15 protein-coding genes are annotated in these 24287 nt (G+C 61.8%); 2 read left to right on the forward strand and 13 right to left on the reverse strand.

What is annotated here, in order from left to right:
- Positions 1 to 200: 200 nt before the first annotated feature.
- The 10 genes from ldhH to BR24_RS10935 all read right to left on the reverse strand — a co-directional run bounded on the left by ldhH (position 201) and on the right by BR24_RS10935 (position 19032).
- Positions 201 to 2357 (reverse strand): L-lactate dehydrogenase (quinone) large subunit LdhH, encoded by a 2157-nt coding sequence (gene ldhH / locus BR24_RS10890; protein ID WP_496541511.1) that lies wholly within the window; start codon positions 2355 to 2357, stop codon positions 201 to 203.
- 4 nt (positions 2358 to 2361) lie between these two features.
- Positions 2362 to 2997 (reverse strand): LutC/YkgG family protein, encoded by a 636-nt coding sequence (locus tag BR24_RS10895; protein WP_496541512.1) that lies wholly within the window; start codon positions 2995 to 2997, stop codon positions 2362 to 2364.
- Between the two features lie 21 nt (positions 2998 to 3018).
- On the reverse strand, positions 3019 to 4224 hold the full coding sequence (locus tag BR24_RS10900; protein ID WP_496541513.1) for an acetate kinase: 1206 nt from the start codon (positions 4222 to 4224) through the stop codon (positions 3019 to 3021).
- Between the two features lie 5 nt (positions 4225 to 4229).
- Positions 4230 to 6347: a phosphate acetyltransferase gene (gene pta / locus BR24_RS10905; RefSeq protein WP_496541514.1), complete on the reverse strand. Its 2118-nt coding sequence runs from the start codon at positions 6345 to 6347 to the stop codon at positions 4230 to 4232.
- 26 nt (positions 6348 to 6373) lie between these two features.
- On the reverse strand, positions 6374 to 7660 hold the full coding sequence (locus BR24_RS10910; protein WP_496541515.1) for a (Fe-S)-binding protein: 1287 nt from the start codon (positions 7658 to 7660) through the stop codon (positions 6374 to 6376).
- 9 nt (positions 7661 to 7669) lie between these two features.
- A complete protein-coding gene (locus BR24_RS10915) occupies positions 7670 to 9049 on the reverse strand; it encodes an FAD-binding oxidoreductase (RefSeq protein ID WP_496541516.1) in 1380 nt (459 codons plus the stop codon).
- 121 nt (positions 9050 to 9170) lie between these two features.
- Positions 9171 to 10880, reverse strand: a complete 1710-nt coding sequence (locus BR24_RS10920) for an L-lactate permease (protein WP_496541517.1) — start codon at positions 10878 to 10880, stop codon at positions 9171 to 9173.
- Positions 10881 to 11007: 127 nt separating this feature from the next.
- The gene (nifJ, locus tag BR24_RS10925) at positions 11008 to 14643 is read right to left on the reverse strand and encodes a pyruvate:ferredoxin (flavodoxin) oxidoreductase (RefSeq protein ID WP_496541518.1); all 3636 of its coding nucleotides are present in this window, start codon (positions 14641 to 14643) and stop codon (positions 11008 to 11010) included.
- A 328-nt stretch (positions 14644 to 14971) separates the two neighbouring features.
- Positions 14972 to 16396: a sigma-54-dependent transcriptional regulator gene (locus BR24_RS10930; RefSeq protein WP_496541519.1), complete on the reverse strand. Its 1425-nt coding sequence runs from the start codon at positions 16394 to 16396 to the stop codon at positions 14972 to 14974.
- Positions 16381 to 19032 (reverse strand): ABC transporter substrate binding protein, encoded by a 2652-nt coding sequence (locus BR24_RS10935; protein WP_496541520.1) that lies wholly within the window; start codon positions 19030 to 19032, stop codon positions 16381 to 16383. The genes BR24_RS10930 and BR24_RS10935 overlap by 16 nt, the downstream gene beginning before the upstream one ends.
- 165 nt (positions 19033 to 19197) lie before the next feature.
- Here BR24_RS10935 and BR24_RS10940 point away from each other — a divergent pair, with 165 nt between their 5' ends.
- Together BR24_RS10940 and BR24_RS10945 are read left to right on the forward strand one after the other, a co-directional pair.
- A complete protein-coding gene (locus BR24_RS10940; RefSeq protein ID WP_496541521.1) occupies positions 19198 to 19638 on the forward strand; it encodes an RT0821/Lpp0805 family surface protein in 441 nt (146 codons plus the stop codon).
- Positions 19639 to 19730: 92 nt separating this feature from the next.
- Complete coding sequence (locus tag BR24_RS10945) at positions 19731 to 20513, forward strand: substrate-binding periplasmic protein (protein WP_496541522.1); 783 nt, start codon at positions 19731 to 19733, stop codon at positions 20511 to 20513.
- A 68-nt stretch (positions 20514 to 20581) separates the two neighbouring features.
- Here the strand turns inward: BR24_RS10945 and BR24_RS10950 are convergent, their stop codons facing one another.
- The 3 genes from BR24_RS10950 to BR24_RS10960 all read right to left on the reverse strand — a co-directional run bounded on the left by BR24_RS10950 (position 20582) and on the right by BR24_RS10960 (position 24165).
- Positions 20582 to 21352 (reverse strand): septal ring lytic transglycosylase RlpA family protein, encoded by a 771-nt coding sequence (locus BR24_RS10950; RefSeq protein WP_496541523.1) that lies wholly within the window; start codon positions 21350 to 21352, stop codon positions 20582 to 20584.
- 145 nt (positions 21353 to 21497) lie between these two features.
- Positions 21498 to 22910 (reverse strand): aspartate ammonia-lyase, encoded by a 1413-nt coding sequence (gene aspA / locus BR24_RS10955; RefSeq protein ID WP_496541524.1) that lies wholly within the window; start codon positions 22908 to 22910, stop codon positions 21498 to 21500.
- A gap of 25 nt (positions 22911 to 22935) precedes the next feature.
- On the reverse strand, positions 22936 to 24165 hold the full coding sequence (locus BR24_RS10960; protein ID WP_496541525.1) for an aromatic amino acid transport family protein: 1230 nt from the start codon (positions 24163 to 24165) through the stop codon (positions 22936 to 22938).
- Between the last annotated feature and the right edge of the window lie 122 nt (positions 24166 to 24287).

A 24287-nucleotide genomic window follows, 5' to 3' on the forward strand; every position in this document is an offset into this window, starting at 1 on the left:
TCCCCTTGATGTCTCCCGGAGGTGCGGTCAGACGACCGGCTCTCCGGTTCGATCATCCCGGCCAGGGGTCGGGAAATTTGGTGGGTTCCCCGCGGGGGCGCGGGGAACCCGACACAGGCCCTCATCGGAGGAAGCGTGGCGTTGCTTCGAGGGATTGCGGTCCAACCGTTCGGGCCTGGTGCCATATTCGTTGTTCGCGGCTACTTTTTCTTGCTGGCGTCGGCCAGAGCCTCGGCCACGTGCCGCACCTTGATGTCGGATCCGCGCTTCTTCAGGCCGCCGCGAAGCTGCATGATGCAGCCCGGGCAGTCGGTCAGCAGGACGCCGGCACCGGTCTTCTCAACGTTGTTCAGCTTGTTCTTGAGCAGCTGCTCGGACAGCTCGGGGAACTTCACGGAGAAGGTTCCGCCGAAGCCGCAGCAGACTTCCTCTTCGTCGCACTCCACGTATTCCAGGCCCGCCTTGCTGATGAGCTCACGCGGAGCTTCGTGCACGTCCAGGCCGCGGCACAGGTGACACGGCGCGTGGTAGGTGGCCTTGCCGGTGGAGCCGGTGAAGTCGGCAGCGTCGACCTTGAGCACGTCGTTCATGAAGGTGCTGAAGTCGATGATCTTCTCACCGAACTTGTCAGCCTGCATGGACAGACGCGGGTTCTTGCCGACCAGCTTCTTGTAGTTGTGCTTCAGGTGCGCGGCGCAGGAGGCGCACATGGTGATGATGTAGTCGTACTGTCCGCCTTCGAAGGCGCGCATGTTCTGCACGGCCACATCTTCGGCGGTCTTCTTTTCGCCCATCATCATCAGCGGCAGACCGCAACAGGACTGCTCCATGGGGAAGTCGACTTCCACGCTGTTCTGTCCGAGGAGCTCGGTGCAGGCTTCCATCTGCTCGGGGTAGACGAAGTCCTGAACACAGCCGGAGAACAGGGCGACGCGGTATTTGGGCGCGTTGACCTGCGGCTTGAGTTCCTTCCAGCGGTCGCGGAAGGCGTGGTCGGCAACGGACGGCAGCGCGCGGAAGCCCTGGTCCTTGGCGAACATCATGGGCAGGTGGCGCAGGTAGCCGTCGTTGTCGGACACGGCCGGGCGGGCGAACTTGGCGGCCTTGAGCAGACCGTGGAACAGCCTGCGGTTCTTCATGACCTTGCCGAGCAGCACGCTGGGCAGGGCGTGGCCGTCTTCGTCCTGAATCCGGGCGTGGATTTCCTTGATCAGGCCCGGGAGATCAATGCCGCCGGCGCAGATGTCCTTGCAGGCTTCGCAGTTGATGCAGTTCTGGACGAGGTTCTTGGCCTTTTCCTTCCCATGGAAGAAGTACGTCAGGATGAGGCCGATGGCGCCGATGTAGATGTGACCCATCTTGTGGCCGCCGACGATGCGGTAGACCGGGCACACGTTGGCGCAGGCGCCACAGCGGACGCAGCGCAGAACCTGACCGAAGACGGGGTCCTTGGCCATTTCCAGACGACCGTTGTCCAGGAAGACGAAGTGGATTTCCTTCTTCTCGTCTTCGGCGGAGGCGCACTCGTTGCGGCCGGTGATCCAGGTCACGTAGGACGTGATGGCCTGCCCGGTGGCGTTGCGGGGCAGGACCTTGAGGACCTTCAGCGCGTCGTCGAGGGTGGGCACCAGCTTGTCCACACCCATCAGGGCGACGTGAACGCGCGGCAGGGTGCTCACGAGGCGGGCGTTGCCTTCGTTGGTCACCAGACCGATGGTACCGGTCTCGGCGATGGCGAAGTTGCCGCCGGTGACGCCCATGTCGGCTTCGACGTACTTGCGGCGAAGTTCACGACGGGCGACCTTGACCAGCTTCTGAATCTCGGCGTCCTGTTCCTTGCCCGTGACCTTGGTGAAGAGGTCCTTCACCTGATGGCGGGAAAGGTGGATGGCGGGCATGACCATGTGGGTCGGGCCCTCGTGACGCAGCTGGATGATCCATTCGCCGAGGTCGGTCTCGGTGACTTCGAGGCCTTCGTCCTCAAGCACATGGTTCAGCAGGGTTTCCTCTGCGGTCATGGACTTGGACTTGACGATCTTCTTGGACTTCGTCTTCTTGGCGATGTCCGCGATGATGCGGTTGGCCTCGTCGGCGTCCTTGGCCAGATGCACGTGGGCACCGGCCGCTTCGGCGACCTTCTTGAACTCTTCGTAGAGTTCGGGGATACGAGCTGCGGCGCTGTCCTTGGAACATGCGACGTCTTCGACCAGCTGGTCCACGTCGAAGTCCTTGAATGCGTTGGCGCGGCCGGCCTTGTATGCGATTGCGAAGTTGTCGAGCGTGGTGCGCAGGAATTCGTTTTCCAGCGCTTCCTGCATGTCTTCGCGGTACTCTTTCAGATCTTTGGCATGCTGCATGGTCTTAACCCTCCAGGAGCAGAATGTGGAGTTCCAGAGGTCCGTGCACGCCCATGGCCAGCACCCGCTCGATGTCCGCGGTGCGGCTCGCGCCGGTGATGAAGGCGTGGTAATCGGCATCCTTCTTCATTTCCTTCTTCAGGTAGTCCTGAGCGGCGAAGGCGTCGGGAAGAATGTCGGACTTCTTGAGGATAGCCACGTGGATTTCGGCCAGCATGGAGGCGATACGGACTTCCTCCCTGCAGGAATCGAGCACGAGGGATCCGGTCTCGGCGATGCCGTGATTGATCCGGGTCACTCCGATGTCGATGCCGCCGAGGTTCTCGCGCATGCCCTTGTCGATACAGTTGAAGCCCTTCTCGTCGGCCAGCTTCTTGAGCTTGCCGTACTGGGCCTTGGGCAGCTCGGGCGCGCAGATGGTCTTCTGTGCGATGGTCTCGCAGAGACCTTCCGCTCCGTCAGACAGATTCTCCCCGCAACCAGAGAGCAGCAGCTGACATGCGTCCTTGCTTTCGCAGAGCTCCACAACGTACTGTAGAGCCTCGTCCATACCGGACAAGTCCTTGACGGTGGCGGAGACGAGTTCCGCTTTGGTGCGGAACTGTTCCACCAGTTCGGTGTTCTGTTCTTTCTTAGCCATTTTCCCCCCTGTCTTGGGCAGTTAGGACTTGACTACCGCGAGCGTGTCGCGAGCGATGGCGAGCTCTTCGTTGGTGGGAACCACCCAGAGCTGCACAGCGCTGTCTTCGGTGCTGATCTTCACGGGTTCGGAAGCGCGGCGGTCGTTCAGTTCCTTGTCTATCTTGACGCCGAGAGCCTCCAGCCCTTCGACAGACTTCTCGCGCACGATCGGGTCGTTTTCGCCAATGCCCGCAGTAAAAACAATGGCGTCGACATGACCGAGAACGGCCATGAAGGATCCGATGTACTTCTTGGTGCGATAGGTCTGGACGGCCAGAGCCATTTCGGCGCGCTCATTACCATTTTCAACGGCTTCATGGATGTCGCGCATGTCGTTCATGCCGCACATTCCCTTGAGGCCGGACTCCTTGTTCAGGAGCGTATCCACTTCTTCCAGGCCCATGCCCTTGTTGCGGCCCAGCAGGGCGTGCAGCGCGGGGTCCACGTCACCGGAGCGGGTGCCCATCACGAGACCTTCCAGCGGGGTGATGCCCATGGAGGTGTCCACGGCCCTGCCCTTCTCGGTGGCGGTCATGGAGCAGCCGTTGCCGAGGTGCACGGTGATGATGTTGCACTCTTCCACCGGCTTGCCCAGAATCTTGGCGGTTTCACGCGCCACGAACTTGTGGGAAGTGCCGTGAAAACCGTAGCGGCGGATGCGCATTTCTTCGTACAGCTCGTACGGCAGCGCATACATGTATGCCTTTTCGGGCAGGGTCTGGTGATAGGCGGTGTCCATGACGACCACCTGCGGAACATCCGGGAAGAGGTCGGTGGTGACGCGCATGCCGGCGAGGTGGCCGGGGTTGTGCAGCGGCGCCAGAGGCACGACCTTTTCCAGTTCCTTGAAGACATTCTCGTTGACGAGAGTGGGCTCGGTGAAGGCTTCACCGCCGTGAACGATGCGGTGGCCGATGGCGTCGATCTCGGACTTGTCCTGAACCACGCCGTTGTCGCCGCAGATCAGGTCGATGGCGAGGTTCATGCCCACTTCATGGTCAGGGATCGGCTGCTCGACGGTGACCTTTTCGGCCTTGTCGGTGTCCGGGGCGATCTTGTGGTTCAGAACGCCTTCCTTTTCACCAATGCGCTCAACGACGCCGGAACAGAGGACGGATTCGTCCGCCATGTCGAAGAGCTGGTACTTGATGGAAGAGCTGCCGGAGTTGATTACGAGAGTTTTCATGATGCTTAGTTTCCTTTCTCGGCCTGCGCCTGAACGGCGGTGATGGCCACGGTGTTCACGATGTCGGCCACGGTGCAGCCACGGGACAGGTCATTGACGGGCTTGTTCAGGCCCTGCAGGACAGGGCCGATGGCCACTGCGTCCGCGGCGCGCTGGACTGCCTTGTAGGTGTTGTTGCCCGCGTTCAGGTCGGGGAAGACGAACACGGTGGCGCGACCGGCGACGGCGCTGTCAGGCAGCTTGGTGCGAGCGACGTTGGGGTCGATGGCGGCGTCGTACTGCAGCGGGCCTTCGAGCGGAAGATCCAGCCCGCGCTCGGCGACGAGCCCCTTGGCGATGTCGGTGGCTTCAATGACCTTTTCCACGTCCGCGCCGGAACCGGAGGAGCCGGTGGAGTAGCTGAGCATGGCCACACGCGGGTCCACGCCGAAGATGCGTGCGGTTTCCGCGGAGGAAAGCGCAATCTCCGCCAGCTGCTGTGCGGTGGGATTCGGGTTCACGGCGCAGTCGCCGAAGACAAGCACGCGGTCCTTGAGGCACATCAGGAATACGGAAGAGACGATGGACGCGCCGGGCTTGGTCTTGATGAATTCGAATGCCGGACGGATGGTGTGGGCCGTGGTGTTCACGGAGCCGGAGACCATGCCGTCGGCGACGCCCTTGTAGACCATCATGGTGGCGTAATAGGTCGGGTCAGCCATGCGGTCTCGGGCGATGTCCTCGGTGATGCCCTTGTGCTTCCTCAGGTCCATGTAGGTGTCGACATAGCCGCGGAAGGCATCGGACTCGGCAGGGTCGATGATTTCAGCGCCGTCGAGGTGCACGCCGAGATCGGAGGCCTTGGCCTGAATCTCGTCCACATTGCCCAGCAGCACCAGGTCGGCGACGCCGCGACGCAGCAGGATGTCGGAAGCGCGCATGACCCGTTCGCCGGAGCCTTCCGGAAGGACGATGCGTTGCTTGTTGGAGGAAGCGCGGTCAACGAGGTTGTACTCGAACATCTTGGGCGTGACCTTGCTGGAACGACTGGAGACCACGCGGTCGCGCAGCTCTCGGACGTTCACATGGCTCTCGAAGGAGCCGAGCGCGGAGGCGATCTTCTTCATGTCGCCCGGCTCGATGCGGCCGTAAAGTTCGCTCAGCTTCTGGGTCACCTGATAGGTATGGCCCTTCACGGAGAGAACGGGCAGCGGCACGCCGGTCCATCCTTCGATGAGGCGGTGCACGCTGGAAGACGGCTTCAGGTCGCCGGTGAGCACGATGCCCGAGATGTCGGGGTACGACGAGGACAGCCTGGAGGCGAGGCTGGACAGGATGATGTCGGAGCGGTCGCCCGGAGTAATGATCAGGCTGCCCTCGTCGATGTAGTTCAGGAAGTTGCCGATGTGCATGGCGGCGATCACGTAGTTGTCCACGAGAGTATCGAGTCGTCCGTGACCGTACAGCACTTCGGCGTCAAGCCAGTTACACACGTCGTTGATGGACGGGTTGCCGAGGGATTCGTCCTCGGGGATCACGTAGACCAGCAGGGGCTGCTCGCACCGCACGCCGCAGGAGATCCTGCCGGCGACGGCCTCGGGGTCTTCGACCTGAGCCCTGTTGACCACGGAACAGACCACGTCCAGTCCCTTTTCTTCCAGCGCGTCGATGGTGGACTGGGTGATGCCCACCACTTCGTCCTCGTCCTTCTTGCGTCCGGAGGAAACCACCAGCACCGGTGCGCCAATGTTGGCCGCGATTTCCGCATTGGTGTCGAATTCGAACGCCGGGTCCTTGCCCTGGAAGTCGGTCCCTTCACAGAGCACGAAGTCGTATTCGGACTCCAGCTTCTTGTACTTCTTGAGGATGTTTTCCAGCATCATCGCCTGCTGACCGTTGTTGATCAGCTCGCGAGCTTCGCTGAGGGTGTACGCGTAGGTATCCTCGTACGGCACCTCAAGGTTGAATTCATTCAGGATCAGCTTGATGTCGTGATCCTGCACCCCTTCCGGCCAGTCGTTGATGACCGGACGGAAGATGGCGGGCCTGCGGACGTGGCGCAGAAGCATCTGCATGACGCCGAGCACGATGGCCGACTTGCCGCTGCGCTCTTCTGTGGCACTGATGTAAAGGTTCTTGGACATGCGGTAACTATACCTTGTCGTTTGGGTTATCGGGGCAGTCCGTCCGCGTACAGCTCGATCACGTGCTTCACGCCCACCCCGGCCTGACGCTGGGACAGCATGTCGGTGATCTGAAGCATGCAGGCGGGACAGCTGGTAGCCACTGTCTTGGCGCCCGAAGCCTGGATGTTGTCGGCCTTGCGATTGCCGATCTGCTGCGACAGCTCATAGTGGTTGAGGTTGAAGCTGCCGCCGCAACCGCAACACGAAGCCGCTTCGGGCATTTCCTTGAGCGAGCATCCCTTGGACGCCTTGAGCAGGGTCCGGGGCTGCGCGGTTATCTTGAGGGAGTTCCGCAGGTGGCAGGGATCGTGATAGGTCACGTCGCCGCCGTTGACCTCGGAAGGTTCCACTCCCATGACGTCAACCAGGAACTGGCTGATGTCCATGGTCTTTTCTGCGATGCGCTCGATGTCGAGCTTGTCACCCGCGTATCCGCCGTACATGTCGGACCACAGTTCCTTGATGGTGGCCGTGCAGGTGGCACAGGAGGTAAGCAGGTAGTCGAACTCGGCGTTCTTGTAGACTTCGAGGTTGCTGCGGACCAGCTTGTCGAAGGTCTCGCGATCGCCGGAGGAGATCACGGGGATTCCGCAGCAGGCCTGCCCCTTGGGCAGGAAGATGCCGCAGCCGTGATGCTGAAGCGCCTTGACGGCGGCCTCGCCCACGCTCGGGAAGATCTTGTCGATGGCGCAGCCGGTGAAGATGGCGACACGGGGTGCGTCGCCGCGCGGCTGGGTGTCCATCTCCGGGATGATCTTGTGGAACGGCTTCTTGGCAAGGCCCTTGAAGTGCCTGTCGCCGATGACCGGAGCGTTGAACCGGGCGCAGGAGCTGCCCAGCAGAGCGTCGGCTTCCTTGGTGAACAGGCCCTGGAACTTGGAACCGAAGGACAGCAGGGTGTCGAACAGCTTCGGGTTGGCGAGCATTCCCTTGAAGATGGCCTTCTTCACCGGAGACAGGCCGAGGTAGCCCGTCATGATGGCGCGACCCTTCAGGAAGATGTCGGAGACCTTCACGCCGCTGGGGCAGTTGGCGGCACAGGTGCCGCACAGCAGGCAGCGGTTCAGGCGTTCGTTGACGCCGTCCGGGTCCTTGATCATTTCGGATGCAAGGCCGTCGAGCAGTGCCAGTTTCCCGCGTGCCACGTCGAACTCGCGTCCGGTCTCCTTGAAGAGAGGGCACACCGCCTGACACATGCCGCAGCGCATGCAGTTCACGAGCTGGTCGTCCAGCTCCTTGAGCATTTGAGCAAGTTTGTTGATATCTGCCATTTCAGCCCCCTACCCGATGATCTTGCCGGGGTTGAGGATGCCCTTGGGATCGAGCACGGACTTCATGCGACGTGCGTATTCGAGGGTTCCCTTGGAGGTCTCGTCGATCATGAACTTGGACTTGGCCATGCCGATGCCGTGTTCGCCGGAGAGGGTTCCACCCATGGCGAGGGCGCGCTCGAAGATGGCTTCGATGGCTTCCTCGACGCGCTCCCATTCCTTTTCGTTGCGCTTGTCGGTCAGAATGGTCGGGTGCAGGTTGCCGTCTCCGGCGTGACCGAAGGTACCGATGGTGAGATCGTACTTGTTGCTGATGTCTTCCAGCGCGGCGATCATGTTGGGGATCTGGGAACGGGGCACGGTGGCGTCCTCGAGCACGCAGGTCGGCTTGAGGTTGGCCAGCGCGGGCAGTGCGTCGCGGCGGGCCTGCCACACGGCGTCGCGCTCGGCGGCGTCGTTGGCGACCTTGATTTCGGTGCAGCCGTTCTGCTTGCAGATGTCTTCCACCTTGGCGGCGTCGTCCTCGACCTGTGCCGGGTGGCCGTCCACTTCGATGAGCAGCAGCGCGGCGGCGTCGGTGGGCAGGCCGGCCTTGCGGAAGTTGTCCACGGTGCGGATGGTGAAGTTATCCATCATTTCGAGGGTCGCGGGCACGATCTTGTTGGCGATGATGGCGGCGACGGTCTCGGACGCTGCCTTCATGGACGGGAAGATGGCCATCATGGACTTGGCTGCCTGCGGCGGCGGAACGAGCTTCAGGATGATCTTGTCGAACACGCCGAGGGTGCCTTCGGAGGCGACCATCAGGCCGGCCAGATTGTAGCCGGTGACGCATTTGACGGTGCGGGAGCCGGACTTGATCAGTTCGCCGTTGACGTCCCAGAAGTCCACGCCCATGACGTAGTCCTTGGTGACGCCATACTTCAGGCCGCGGAGTCCGCCGGCGTTCTCGGCGACGTTGCCGCCGATGGTGGAGACGGTCTGGCTGCCCGGATCCGGGGGATAGAAAAGGCCCTTGGCGGCCACGGCGGTGGCGAGCTTGGAGGTGATGACGCCGGGTTCGACGACGGCGTACATGTCTTCCTCGTTGATCTCGAGGATGTTGCTCATGCCGTTGGTGAGCACGACGACGCCGCCGGGGTGCGGAATGGTTCCGCCGGAAAGGTTGGTGCCGGCCCCGCGAACGGTAAGCGGCAGGCCATTCTCGTTGCAGAGCGCAGTGACCTTGCCCAGCTGTTCGCTGGTGGTGGGACGGACCACGAGAGCCGGCATGACCGAATCAAGCACGGCCGCATCGTAAGAGTAGGTGTGGCGGTCGGTTTCACTGGTCAGGACATTATCAGCGCCGACAATGGCCTCGAATTCCTTGGTCAAAGCTTCCTTGGTCATGATTTCTCCTGAATCGGCGTCGTCCCGTTTGCCCTGAGGCGCGGACGCGCTCGTGATGAATGGTAAATGTTTATCATGTCGGGGGCGGGCCGTAACCCGCCCCCGGGTGATTATTTTGTGTCTAGAAGAGGTGCGGCAGGAACACGAAGCTCATGAGGGTGGTCACGAGACCAACCACGAGTCCGTAGACCAGCAGGGGCCACACGGTCTTCTTCAGGATGGTACCTTCCATGCCGGAGAGGCCGACAACGGCGCAGACCGCAACGATGTTGTGGATGCAGACCATGTTGCCCATGCCGCCGCCGACAGCCTGAGCGGCCACGATCAGCTGACGCGGAAGGTCGAGCTGTGCGGCGACGCCCCACTGGAATTCGGCGAACAGGAGGTCGGACACGGTGTTGGAGCCGGTGATGAAGGAACCGAGACCGCCCACGAATGCGGCGAACATGGGCCAGGCGTTACCGGTGATTTCGGCAACGGTCTTGGCCATGGCCAGCGGCATGGACGGGTAGTTGTTCGGGTTCAGGGCGACGTCGGCGATGCCGGAGCCGCGGAAGATGGACACGAGGCCCACTGCGAAGAACAGCGCGATGGCCGGGTTCTTCATCTTGGCGATGGATTCGCCCCATGCCTTCTTGACATCCGAGCCGCGCATTCCGTGCAGGAAGATGGTCAGCACTGCGACCAGCATGAACGGAATGGTACCGGGCAGGTACAGGTACTTGATGGCGCCGTTGACGCTTTCGAAGCCGAGGATGTTGCTGAAGGTGATGGCCTGGGAGGCAAGGAAGCCCTTGAGGCCGAGTTCGGGGATACGGGTGACCACGAGGATGCCGCCGATGAGCATGTACGGCAGCCATGCCTTGAACTGGCTCATGTGGCACTTGAATTCGCAGGAATCGCTACCCTTGATGGAGCCGGTCCATTCGGGGTCCCACTTGTCGACCGGACCGAAGTCCCATGCCTTTTCGGGCATGCAGAATCCGGCCTTGGCACCGGCCACGATCACGCCGAGACCGACGAGACCACCGATGAGGGACGGGAATTCCGGACCGACGAGCCATGCGAAGGCCAGGTACGGGATGGTGAAGGAAACAGCTGCGAAGATGCAGAATTTCCAAGCGCCGAAACCGGGCTTCCAGCTACGTTCGGGGCCGAAGAAGCGGGTGATGAAGCCGAGCATGAAGATCGGCAGGATGAAGATCATGGGCAGGTGCATGATGGTGGCCCACTGGCCGACGACCATGTTGAAGCCGCCCATGGAGGCGAAGTTCAGACCCGGGACGGTTGCCACGGCGGAATCGACGAGCGGGTTCAGGAACTTCAGTCCGAGAACGACCGGCGTACCGACGGCACCGAAGGTAACCGGGAAGGAGTTGAAGACAAGACAGATGACTGCTGCGGCCAGCGGCGGGAAGCCGAGGGTGAGCAGCAGCGGCGCGGCAAGGGCTGCGGGAGTACCGAAGCCTGCGGCGCCTTCAATGAAGGCGGCGAACATGTAGCCGATGATGATCGCCTGGATGCGGCGGTCGGCGGTGATGTTCTGCATGCCGTACTGGATGGTTTCCATACCGCCGGAATACTGCAGCGTGTACAGAATGATGATCGCCCCGAAGACGATGATCAGGATGCCGATGGCGGTGATGAAGCCCTGAAGCGTCAGTGCCGCAACATACGACGCGGGCAGCTGCCAGGCCAGAACGGCGCCGGCGGCACAGGTGAGCCATGCAACAGGCATGGCTTTGGTGGCAGGCCAGCGCATACCGACCATCAGAACGAGAGCCACCAGAATCGGCAGCAGGGCTACGAGAGCCAACAGTTCGAGAGACATTCCTCACTCCTCTCTTTAAAAATCAAACACTACGTCAACCTTAGCCTGAATATCCAAATCCGCCGGGGAGGCCGGCCAGGTTTCCCTGTCCGCATCCGACTCTCCCCGACGGAGACTTGGGCTTTACTTATTTACCGGCTCTGCCGTCGTCGCAGGCTTCGCCGCTGTCGGGGCGGGCCTGTTCCGGGGTGTCCATGGTGGTGCAGGCTTCGCCCGCTTCACCAGCTTCGGCCGGATCATGCGCTGCGGGGGTGAAGTAATCGGCCTCGGCCATGTACTTCAGCGCCTCGTAACGCTCGTTGTAGTCTTCTTCGATCTGCTTGCGCAGTTCCTTGGAATCCTCGGGGTGCATGCGCTCGAGCAGTGCGTAACGGTTTTCGCCCGCCAGGAACTCCTGCATGGATCCGTCGGGAGCCTTGGAATCCAGAATGAACGGATTCTTGCCCTCGTCGGCCAGTTCGGGGTTGTAGCGGTACAGCGGCCAGTAGCCGGAATCCACCGCGAGCTTCTGCTCGTACTGGGTCTTGCCCATGCCCTTGCGGATGCCCTGGTTGATGCAGGGAGCGTAGCAGATGATGACGGACGGTCCGGGGTAGGCTTCCGCCTCCTGGATGGCCTTCATGGTCTGCTGCTTGTCGGCGCCCATGGCGATGGAAGCCACGTAGACGTATCCGTAGGTCATGGCCATGCGGCCCAGATCCTTCTTGCCGGTGCGCTTGCCCGAGGCCGCGAACTTGGCGATGGAGCCGAGCGGAGTAGCCTTGGAGGACTGTCCGCCGGTGTTGGAGTAGACTTCGGTGTCCATGACGAAGATGTTGATGTCTTCGCCGGAGGCGAGCACGTGGTCCACGCCGCCGAAACCGATGTCGTAGGCCCAGCCGTCGCCGCCGAAGATCCACATGGACTTCTTGGTCAGCAGGTCGGCGTCCTTGGCGATTTCGCCCAGCAGGCCGCCCTTGGCTTCCAGCAGGCCCTTGAGCTTGTCGCCGGCTTCGCGGGACTTGGCAGCGAAGTCCTTGCCTTCCAGCCATTCGTTCATGGCGGCGGCGACTTCGGCGTCAACGCCTTCGTCCAGAGCCTTGCGGACCTTGGAGGCCAGCAGCTCGCGGCGCTGATCGATGGCCATGCCCATGCCGTAACCGAATTCCGCGGCGTCTTCGAACAGGGAGTTGCCCCAGGCCGGACCGTGTCCGTCCTTGTTCACGCAGTACGGGGTGGTCGGTGCGGATGCGCCCCAGATGGAGGAGCAGCCGGTGGCGTTGGCGATGATCATGCGCTCGCCGAACATCTGGGTGATGGCCTTGACGTACGGGGTTTCGCCGCAACCGGAGCAGGCGCCGGAGAATTCCATCAGGGACTGCTGGAACTGGCTGCCCTTCACCGTGGTGCGCGGCATGAGATCGTCCTTGAAGGAAACGGTCTCGGAGAAGTCGAAGTTGGGCACTTCGGCTTCGGTCTGGGTGTGCAGCGGCTTCATGACCAGCGCGGATTCCTTGGCCGGGCAGATGTCGGCGCAGTTGCCGCATCCGAGGCAGTCGAGGGTGCTGACCTGCATACGGTACTTGAGGCCCTTGATCTGCTTGCCCTTGGCGTCCAGCGTCTTGAAGGTTTCCGGAGCGGAAGCCATTTCTTCTTCGGTGGCCAGCACCGGGCGCAGGGCGCTGTGCGGGCAGACGAAGGAGCACTGGTTACACTGAATGCAGTTGTCGGCGATCCACTCGGGAACGTTGATGGCCACGCCGCGCTTTTCGTATTTGGAAGTGGCGACCGGGAACAGGCCGTCCGCGCTGAATGCGGAGACCGGCAGGTCGTCACCCTTCTGAGCCAGGATCGGGCGAACCACGTCGGAGATGAACGCGGGCTCGTCGGACTTGGCGGCGGGAGCGTCTTCGGCGTTCTTCCAGGATTCGGGAACCTGAATTTCCACCAGAGCAGCTTCGGCGTTGTCCACCGCGGCGATGTTCATGTTGACGATCTTTTCGCCCTTCTTGCCGTAAGCGGTGTGGATGCCGTCCTTGAGCAGCTTGACAGCCTGCTCGAACGGGATCACGTCGGCCAGCTTGAAGAACGCGGTCTGCATCACCATGTTGATGCGGTTGCCCAGTCCCACTTCACCGGCGATCTTGACGGCATCGATGTTGTAGAACTTCAGGCCCTTCTCGGCGATGGTGCGCTTCATGGCGGCGGGCAGGTGCTCGTCCATTTCCTCCACGGTGTTCCAGGAGGAGTTCATGACGAAGGTGCCGCCGTCCTTGATGCCGTCGAGCAGGTCGTACTGGTTCACGTAGCTGGCCTTGTGGCAGGCGATGTAGTCGGCTGCGGAGACCAGGTAGGTGGACTGGATGGGCTCTGCACCGAAGCGCAGGTGAGACACGGTGATGCCGCCGGACTTCTTGGAGTCGTATGCGAAGTATCCCTGTGCGTACAGGTCGGTGTTGTCGCCGATGATCTTGATCGCCTGCTTGTTGGCGCCGACGGTGCCGTCGGAACCAAGACCCCAGAATTTACACTGCACGGTACCCTTGGGGGTGGTGTCCAGAGCGCCTTCGACGGGCAGGGAGGTATTGGTGACGTCGTCTTCGATGCCCACCACGAAGTGGTTCTTGGGGGCGTCCACGGACATGTTGTCGAAGACGGACTTGACCATTGCGGGGTCGAATTCCTTGGAACCCAGTCCGTAACGGCCCGGGATGACTTCGGGAGCGCCGCCCTTTTCGGCGAACACGGTGCACACGTCTTCGTACAGCGGATCGCCGATGGAGCCGGGCTCCTTGGTGCGGTCCAGCACGGTCAGGCGTGCGACGGATTCCGGAAGAACGGACATGAAGTGTTCGGCGGAGAACGGGCGGTACAGGCGGACCTTGATCAGGCCGACCTTCTCGCCGTTGGCGTTGAGGTGGTTGACCACTTCCTCGATGGTCTCGCAGGAGGAGCCCATGGAAACGATCACGCGGTCGGCATCGGGTGCGCCCACGTAGTCGAACGGCTTGTAGGAGCGGCCGGTGAGCTTGGAGACCTTGTCCATCTCGGCCACCACGACGTCGGTCAGACGATCGTAGTACGGGTTGGCGGCTTCACGGCCCTGGAAGTAGATGTCCGGGTTCTGTGCGGTGCCGCGCAGCTGCGGGTGCTCGGGGTTCATGGAACGCTGACGGAACTCGTCCACCTTTTCCATGTTCACCAGCTTGGCCATGTCTTCGTAGTCGATGACTTCGACCTTCTGGATTTCATGGGAGGTGCGGAAGCCGTCGAAGTAGTGCATGAACGGCACGCTGGATTCGATGGAGGCCAGATGCGAGACCAGCGCCAGGTCCATGGCTTCCTGGACGGAAGCGGAAGCGACCATGGCGAATCCGGTCTGACGGCAGGCCATGACGTCCTGATGGTCACCGAAGATGGACAGGGCGTGGGCGGCGATGGCGCGGGCGGACACGTGGAACACGCCCGGCAGCAGCTCGCCGGAAATCTTGTACATGTTCGGGATCATGAGCAGCAGGCCCTGCGACGCGGTAAAGGTCGAGGTCAGGGCTCCGGCGGCCAGACAGCCGTGTGCGGCGCCTGCGGCGCCCGCTTCGGACTGCAGCTGGCGGACCATCACTTTCTGTCCGAAAATGTTGGTGCGACCTTGCGCGGCCCACTCATCGGCGATCTCGCCCATGGTGGAAGACGGGGTGATCGGGTAGATCGCCGCACATTCGCTCATGGCATACGCCACGTGCGTGGTGGCGGTATTGCCGTCCATGGTTTTCATTTTTTTAGCCATTCAACTCTCCTTGCGCCCGTTTCGGGCGATGGGTTTACAAACGGTGTCATCACACTTCGGATGTGGGTGGCCTTCACCCATTACCAAGAACCATGCCAAACTTCCTCAACATCTAATAATGCAGAAAAATCGAATGAGTAGCATTATAATCACCTCCCGCAGCCATCATCTATAACCCTCCGAGTCCGAAAATTCGGACACGTTCCGGGCCCTTGACTGTGTGAAAAAGAAGACAAAGGTCACAAGACGGAAAACAAAACTTGCAAAACACTGAAATGCAAGAATTAATTGTGTCCGAATTTTCGGACAGAGGCTTTTTTCGACGGATTTAGAGTGACAGGCCGTACTTCTTCAGCAGCGCATAGAAATGCGAGCGCGACAGGCCGGACACGGAGAGCGTTTTCGGGACATCACCCTCGCACTGGCGAATGAGCTCCTCAAGGTAGGCCTTCTCGGCCATTGACTTGAATTCACGCAGAGCCGGGAGCTGCTGTTCGAATATCTCCTCGAAAATGTCCTGCCCCAGCTTGCGCCCGGGCTGAACGTCGTCCGAAGAGTCTGAGCCGGTCATCTTGTGGATCTGCGCGCGGGCGACCTTGATGCGCAGTTCCCTCGGCAGGTGCATGGAGTAAAGCGTCTTCTCTTCGCCTGCTCCGACCACGGTCTGCTCCATGATGTTCAGCAGTTCCCGTATGTTGCCCGGCCACTCGTAGCTCTCCAGCGTGGGCAGGAAGTCGGAGCCGAACCCCTTCTCGGCAACGCCGTAACGGCGACAGATGCGCTCGGTCTGCCACTGGGCGAGAATGCGCACGTCCTCGGGACGCATACGCAGCGGCGGCAGGTGAATCTGCATGGTCTTGAGGCGGAACAACAGGTCACTGCGGAACTCGCCCTGCTCCACGAGTTTCTCGAGGTCCTGATTGGTGGCGGAAAGCAGGCGGAAGTCACTCTGCAGCTCGGACGTGCCGCCCACGGGCCGGAACGTACGCTCCTGAAGGACACGCAGAAACGATTTCTGGATGGAAAGGGGCATCTCCCCCACTTCGTCGAGAAAGAGCGTCCCCCCGTCGGCCAGCTTCACGAGACCGGTGCGGTCGGAGTGGGCTCCGGTGAACGCTCCTTTCTTGTGCCCGAACAAAGTGCTCTCCACGAGCGACTCGGTGAGCGAGGCACAGTCGACCACCACAAAGCTGCCGCCCTTGCGCCCGCTGTTGCGGTGAATGGTGCGGGCGAACAGCTCCTTGCCGGTGCCGGTCTCGCCGGTGACCAGCACGTTCGAGTCCGCACGCGCCGCTTCCGCCAGCTGGCGAAGGGTGCTTTTGAACGACGGACTCTCGCCGATTACCCCGCTCAGGTCCAGATTCTCCAGCGCGGACTTGGCGAGCTTCTGGTCGCGATATTTGAGGGCGCGGCCCAGAGTGAGGGTGATTTCGCGTACGGAGCTCGGCTTGAGCAGGTAGTCCCAGACGCCCTGCTGGATGGCAAGCTCTGCCCCGTCCGGATCGCCGCGGCCCGTGAGGATGATGACCTCCGGGGCCTCGGGGAGCGACACGATCTCCGGCAGGATGTCCAGCCCGTTTCCGTCGGGCAGGCGGACATCGAGAAACACCACGTCGATCCCTCCCTGCCGCACTCGGCGCAGCCCTTCGTCGAGGGTCAGCGCCTTGGACGGCTTGTGCGCCATCCGGGTGGAGAGACTTTCAATGGTGCCGCAGACTTGCGGATCGTCGTCTATGATCAGGATTCGGGCCACGTATCACCTCGTTTCGCATCGCTTAAAACGGTAGCCACCGCCTCGGCGATGATGTTTTTGTCGTAGGGCTTGATAACAACGCGCCTTATGTTTGGCAAACCCGAAGCGGCCCCCACGGCATCTTCGCGACCGGAAACCAGCAGCAGCGGGAGTCCCGGCACTATGTCCGCAAGCGTCTCGGCCAGGTCGACGCCGTTGGCGCCGGGCATGTCGAAGTCGGTGATGACGAGGTCGAAGTCTTCCTCGGCCTGCGCCACCAGCTCCAGCGCCCGCATCACGTCCGCCGCGGCGCTCACGCTGTAGCCGAGGCTCTCCAGCAGCCGGGGCGTGGTCTCCAGCTGATCCGGGTCGTCCTCCACGAAAAGGATTCGTCCGTCGCCCTGCACCAGCCCCTCCACGAGCGCCATGGGTGCGTCCTGCCCCTCGTCCAGCAGCGGGAGGTAAATCTCGAAGGCGGTCTGCTTCCCCGCGGAACTGCTCACGCGGATGCCGCCGTTGTGGCCCTTGACGATGCCGTGCACCACCGCGAGGCCGAGGCCGGTGCCCTCCGCCTTGCCCTTGGTGGTGAAGAACGGGTCGAATATCTTGTCCAGAATTTCTGCCGGAATGCCGGGACCGTTGTCGATGATCGCCAGACGCAGGTAATGTCCGGGATCGAGGTTGACCGTGCGCGCGTCTTCCTCGTCAAGGTCGGCTCCACCGAGCTCCACACGCAGGATGCCCCCGGTTTCGCGCAGCGCCTGAAAGGAGTTTGTGCACAGGTTCAGCACCACCTGATGCAACTGGGTGGGGTCGGCCCAGGTGGCCGGAACGTTGCTCTCTATGTCCGCGCTGATCTGAATGTTGCCGGGCATCGAAGCCTTGACCAGCCCGAGCACCTCCTCGACCACCTCGCCGATGTCGGTTGGCCGGAACCCTTCCTGCGAAGGGCGGCTGAAGGCCAGTATCTGCTTGACCACGTGCCCGCCGCGCCGGGCCGCCTTGAGAACGCGGTCCAGATCCTTGCCCGCCAGCGAGTCCGGGTCCACGTCGAGCATGGCCAGCTCGGTGGAGTTGATGATGGAGGTAAGGATATTGTTGAAGTCGTGCGCGATACCGCCCGCGAGCGTACCGATGGCCTCCATCTTCTGGGACTGGATGAGCTGCTTCTCGAGGTCGCGCTCCTTGGTGATGTTCTCCGCGGTGGAGAGCGTTCCCACGGCCTTGCCGTTCTGGTCGAAAAGCGGGACCTTGTTCAGTTCGAGCCACGCCTCGCGCCCCTGCCCGTTCTGCACGTTGCGCCGAATCTTGCGCAAGGCCTTGCGGGTACGCACGACCTGCCGGTCAAGCGCCCCCGCCCATTCCGCAAAATCGCGCTGCGGCAGGGATTCGGCGTCGGTGCGGCCCATGAGCGCCTGCGGATCGGCGAGGCCGAAGAACTCGGTGAACGCACGGTTTGCGCCCAGATACCGCTGCTGGCTGTCCTTCCAGCTCACCAGCTGCGGGATGGTGTCCATGAGGATTTCCTGAAAGGAGAGCTGCTCCTTGATGCGCTTCTCGACCCTTCTGCGCTCCACGATGGTATAGGTGAGAAAGACCAGCACGATCACCAGCACGAGGATGAAGATCATGATGGTCCAGAAAAGCTGCTTGGGCAGCTCGTAGAACGCCTTGGGCATGTTCACGACCCGGCTGCCCTCGGGCAGCTGGCTTTCCTCTATGCCCAGCTTTTTCATGACGTTGTAGTCGAAAAAGTAATCACCCTGAGGGCGCTGGATGATGGGGACATCGTCGGCGCTTTCCCCTCGCAGGATACGCAGGGCGAGCATGGCGGCTAGCCGCCCGTGCTCGTATCCGCTTATCAGGCTGCCGCCGAGCGCGCCGTGGCCGATGAGGAACTCCCACGCCGTGAAGATGGGAACGTTGCTGCTGTTGAATATGGCCTGCACCACCTCCTCGGAAGTGTAGGAGCGGCCGTCGAGGGTCACGTAATACGGAATGAAGAAGAGGAAAGCGTTTGGCGGCAGATTCTCGGTGCGTTCGAGGACCTGCCTCAGGGTCAGGTCGGACCAGTATTCGAACTCGAGGCGCCCTTCGAAGAACGGCATCACGGACTCGACCTGCCTTCGGATGGTCCTGCCGGCAGTGGAGCGGTCCCCCACAACGATCACCCTGTCCATGGTCGGTTTGAGTTCGAGGGCCATGTCCAGCGTATCCGCCACCGGAAAATTCTCCACCACCCCGGTGACGTTCTCCAGATCCTCGAGGCTGAAGTCGTTCACGCCGCAGAACACGATCGGCACGCCCGGAAAGAGCTCATCGCGATGATCGAGAGCAAAGGTGAAGGCGTCGTTGTCCGAGACGATGACAACGTCGAAGCTGTCCTTGCGAAACTTGTCGCGGAAAAGAGGCAGCAGCCTCTCGGCGGAGAATTCGTACTCGTACTTCTTGGTGTCCATGTACTCGACCTGCAGGTCGATCTTGAACTCGCTCTGCTCCAGCGCATCGCGGATGCCTTCGAAGATGCTGTCCGACCAGCGATATCCGTGGTGGTACGAGTTGATGTAGAGAACGCTCTTCTTGACCTTCTCCAGCTGGGCGTGGGCGCAGACGGCAGTCATCAGCACGATGGCCATCGCAAGGTAAATCTTCTTCATCCTCATACTCCGGTGGGTGGACCGTACCCGGAACGGGCCGAACCGTAAGGATGGTGTTCCACGAGTTTTTTGTCAATGCGAGGAAGCCGTTTCATCTTCAGGATGACAGGTTGGTGGTGATTGGCTATGATATATCAAAATACCAAACAACACGCAGGAGAACGTATGCGCAAAGCACTGGTAATCATCATGCTCCTCACGTTTCTGGCCGCAGGCTACGGCTGTGCGAACAAGGCGCAGTCAGGAGCCGGACTCGGCGCGATGGCCGGGGCGACCATCGGCGCCCTGACCTTCAAGAACAAGGTTTCCGGAGCCGCCATCGGTGCGGGCGTCGGGTTGCTGATGGGGTACATCGTCGGCAACGAGTGGGACAAGCACGACGAGCAGCAGGTCCAGCAGACGCTGGAGAGCGGCAAATCCCACCAGACCCACAGCTGGGTCAATCCCGACACGGGCGCGCAGTACTCCGCGACCCCCTCCCCGCCGTACATGGAGAACGACCGGGTTTACCGCGATGTAGTCATCAGCGAGAGCGGCCCGGACGGCGACAAGGTCATGGCCAAGGCCTACCGCGACTCCAACGGCGAGTGGCGGCTCAAGCAGTAGAGTCACCGGCCGGACTCGTCCATTGACGGGTCCGGCCTTCGCGACAACGGCCCGTTTCGCAGCAACCACCAAGCAGGGAGCCTGCCGCCGTCATGGGGACACTCGCCTCCGCCCGGTCTTTCCGGACCGCCTCCTTTCTTTTCCTGCTGCTGGCCGCGATGCTGACCGCCGGCGCAGCCGCGGCATCAGACGACACCATCGAATTCTTCATCCCGGACACGGACTGGCCGCCCTACATCACGGGCACGCCCAACTCGACAGGGCGCGGCGTCCTCGTGGACATCCTCGTCGAAGCGGTGGAACCCATGGGCCTGGACATCGCAGTGCGCCAGTTGCCGGACAAGCGCGGCTGGATCATGCTGCGAAGCGGTGAAGTGGACGCTCACGCCAAAGCCGTCGAGTGGACGCACGATCCGGAAAACTATCTCTGGACCGACCCCTTCCTTGAGTCGGTAGACGTCATTCTGACGTACAAGAATAAAGACTTCGAATACAATGGCCCGGAAGACCTGATCGGCAAGCGCGTCGCCGTCATAGAGAGTTTCGTGTACCCCGAGCTGGAGCCGCTTTTCCGGCAGGATCTGGTGCGGCGGGTGAACGCCTCGCATCCCATGCAGATGCTCGATCTCGTGATGGAAGGCCGCGCCGACGCAGCTGTGGTCAACTACCGCGAGACCCTGTGGATGTTCAAACAGGACCCGGCACTCGGCAACGAGCCGTTCAGGATTTACTCCGAGCCCGTCGGGAGCGCATGGTACCGGTACCTCTTCCATCGCAGCGAACGCTGGGAGCCAGTGGTGAAATGCATCAACAAGGAACTCGACGCCATGCGGAAGGACGGAAGGCTCAAGGCTATCCTCCGGCGTTACCGGTAACCGCCCGCATAAAAAAAAACGGCCGGATTGTCGTCCGGCCGCGTCTTCATTGATTTCCGTCAAAGTCTTCAGCTGGTTATATAGCTGGAAGGGAACTGTCTCTGCAGCTTGCGCAGCACCCGCTCGGCCTGCCTGCGATCCGAATAGGTCCCGGCCTGCACCACGTGCAGCGTGCGGCCCTTGTTTCGGATGGTGGCGATGCGGGCGTCGCGGTGTCCGCTGCGTCGCAGCTCACGGTGCGTTCGCACGGCGTTGTTGCGGTTGGCGAACGCACCCACGCGGACTTGATAGGCCTTTCGGGAAGAGGCCATGGTGACGGTGGGCGACGGGGCGGTGCCAATGGCCTTCACACGGACCTTGGCGGTTCCCTGCTCGACGATGTCCAGCCGTCTGGCAGCCCCGTAGGAAAGGTCGATGATGCGTCCGCGCACGAACGGGCCCCGGTCGTTGACGACCAGCACCACGTCGCGACCGTTCTCGAGGTTGGTCACGTGGACCCTTGTTCCGAGAGGAAGCGTCTTGTGTGCGGCGGAAACGCCGTACATGTCGTAAATCTCGCCATTGGCGGTCTTGCGGCCGTGAAAGTCGCTGCCGTACCACGAAGCCGTTCCGACGGTGTCGTAGCCTGCCGCGCTCTTGAGGGGATAATACCTCTTTCCGGCGATGGTGTACGGCCTGGTCTTGCCGCTGCGGTCCACCGTGCCGCTCTTGCCGGAGCTGTATCCCCCTCCCGGGGAATAAATGTGCTGCGGGAACGGATTGAGCTTGTTCAGGCTGGCGCAGCCCGAGAGCAGCATCAGCGCGATCATGGTCGAAACGAGAATGGTGAAACGGCGCATCCATGGCCTCCTTTATTCCCTGCCCTTCCCTGGGCCGGGCCGACGGTTTTCCGACGCTTTTTCCAAAAGATGCCCTTTCCTTTCAAGAGCCGTACCACTTTACGAGAGCCATCTCTCACTCCGGTCTCCACCTCTTTCAAATCAACTACTTGCGACAGAAATATCGTGGTTTGGTCATGTTGTCCGGGTGCAGAATATCCTCAAGCTCCTCCTGTGTGAGATATCCCTTTTCCTGCACGATGTCATAAACCGAACGCCCGGATTCCAGCGCCTCCTTGGCGATCTCCGTCGATTTTTCGTACCCGATGAACGGGTTGAGGGCCGTGACCAGCCCGATGGAATGCTCCACCATCTCCCGGCAACGCTCTTCGTTGGCCGTGATGCCCTTGACGCAGCGGTCCGCCAGCGTCAGGCAGGCGCGGCGGAGGATCGAGAGCGACTCGAACAGGCTGTGCCCGAGCACCGGCTCCATGACGTTGAGTTCCAGCTGGCCGCCCTCGGCCGCCATGGTCACGGTCAGGTCGTTGCCGATAACGCGAAACGCCACCTGATTGACCACCTCCGGGATGACCGGATTCACCTTGCCCGGCATGATCGAGGACCCCGGCGCCATGGGCGGCAGGTTGATCTCGTTCAGCCCGCAGCGCGGCCCGCTGGAAAGCAGCCTCAGGTCGTTGCAAATCTTGGAAAGCTTCACCGTCACGCGCTTGAGCACGCCGGAGAGCTGCACGTAGGCCCCGGTGTCCTGCGTGGCCTCCACGAGATTGGCCGAGCAGACCAGCGGCAGCGATGTCAGCGCCGTCAGCTTCTCCAGCACGGTGCGCGCATAGTCGGGATGCGCGTTCAGGCCGGTGCCGATGGCGGTGGCCCCCATGTTGATCTCGTGCACCAGATGCCGCGCCTCGCGCAGCCGCTCGATGTCCTCGCCGATCATGATCGCCCAGGCGTCGAACTCCTGCCCGAGGGTCATGGGTACCGCGTCCTGAAGCTGGGTGCGACCCATTTTCAAGACATGACTGAACTCCTTCCCTTTCCCGGCAAAGGCGTCCTTGAGATAATCCATTGCCTCCATGAGGTCCTGAATCTCGAGGATCAAAGCGAGCCGCAGCGCCGTGGGGTACACGTCGTTGGTGGACTGGGACATGTTCACGTGGTTGTTCGGGTGGACAATGTCGTACCGGCCTCTTTCGTAGCCGAGGATTTCCAGCGCGCGGTTGCAGATGACCTCGTTGGCGTTCATGTTGGTCGAGGTTCCGGCCCCGCCCTGAATCACGTCCACCACGAACTGGTCGTGCAGCTTGCCGCCCACGATCTCCTCCCCGGCCTTGAAGATGGCCCGGGCGATCTGCTCGTCCAGAAGGCCCAGCGAGGCGTTGGCCTCGGCGCAGGCCATCTTGATGTAGGCCAGCGAACGCAACAGGCGCGGATGGTGCGAGATGGGTATGTCGGTGATGGGATAGTTCTGCATGGCCCGCAGCGTCTGGCAACCGTAGTAGGCGTCGCAGGGGACTTCCAGCTGTCCGATGCAGTCGTGTTCCAGGCGGCATTCGTTGGTCATGAGAGGCACTCCTTGCTCTTCGTCGTTACGGTTGTACGTGATGCGCGGTCCAGTATTCCACGCTCGGCGAAATGTTCAGCAGGCCGAACTCCTGCCCGAGTTCGATAATCAGCACGGCGGAGAAGGCCGCCACGAGGAACAGGCCCAGCCGGTGCCTGAAGCTCCCTCTGCCGTAATAACGCACCAACAGGAATCCGGGAAGTATCCCGAACAGCAGATTCTCCCCGAGCCCGCCGGCGATGTTCAGGGCGATCAGAAAAACGTCGGGATAGAAGATGCCCACGGCCAGCGGCGGCAGAAACGCCAGCGGCCAGACCAGCTTCATGCCGGAAACGCCCATATAGGTACTGGTCAGGTCCCGGATGAACGACAGCAGCGCGGTGCCGTTGGCCATGAAGGACGTGGTCATGGCAACCACGGAAAAGACCAGCGCGGCCTGCATGAACACGGGCGAGGCGACCATCTCGGCCAGCGGGATGGTGGCGGGGAGGTTGTTGCGGAAGGCGTAGACCACCGAATCGTCCGCGCCGCCCAGCGGGAGGGCGAGACACACGACCACGACCCAGACGATGTTCATGAAGAGCCCCAGCGAGGTGCCGCTGATGATGGCCGTGCGTATGGCGCCGCGGTCCTGCTTCAGCGTACGGCAGATGGTGGGGATGATGTTGTGGAAGTGAAACGCGGTGATGAGCACCGGCAGTCCAGACGGCAGAAAGCCCCAGTCCGCGAAGCCGAGATTCGCATTGCTCATGGTCGGCACGGTCATGAACACCAGCATGGCGAAGGTGCCCCACATGAGCAGCATGAGCACGGCGTTGCCGCGTGCCATGACCACCGCGCCGAAGCTCGTCATGAGGGTTGCGAAGGCAAAGTAGCCGACCGTGGTCACCCAGCCGGGCAGGTCGATCTGGAAAAGGTGGTTGATGATGGAGGCCACGCCTGCGAGATAGGCCACCAGCACCCCATAGAGAATGATGAGGTTGGCGACGATGCTGACCCACTTCCCCGCCGTGCCCAGTTCGGCGCCGAAGAAGCTCGGCAGGTCCGCGGTTTCGCTCTGCACGAGGCTTTTCTGTTCGGAATAGATGATCGCGGTGGTGGTCATGAGCATCCACATGAACACGATGCCGCAAAGAGCCGGGAGCACGCCCGCCGGTCCAAGATTCACCGGCAGCGCGAGGATGCCCGCGCCGACCATGTTTCCCGTCACCACCAGCGCACTGGTCACCACCGCCTGTCGACTTGCAACCGCCATGACTCCCCCCTTTTTTACGGCAGGCTCCGCCCCCCGACGGGACCTGCGCCCCCTCTACCATTTTTGCAAACAAAAAGCGAAACCTGCGGGCGCGGAATGTGCGCAGCGGCCCGCGCTTGCGG

Source organism: Pseudodesulfovibrio halophilus DSM 5663, assembly GCF_059568665.1.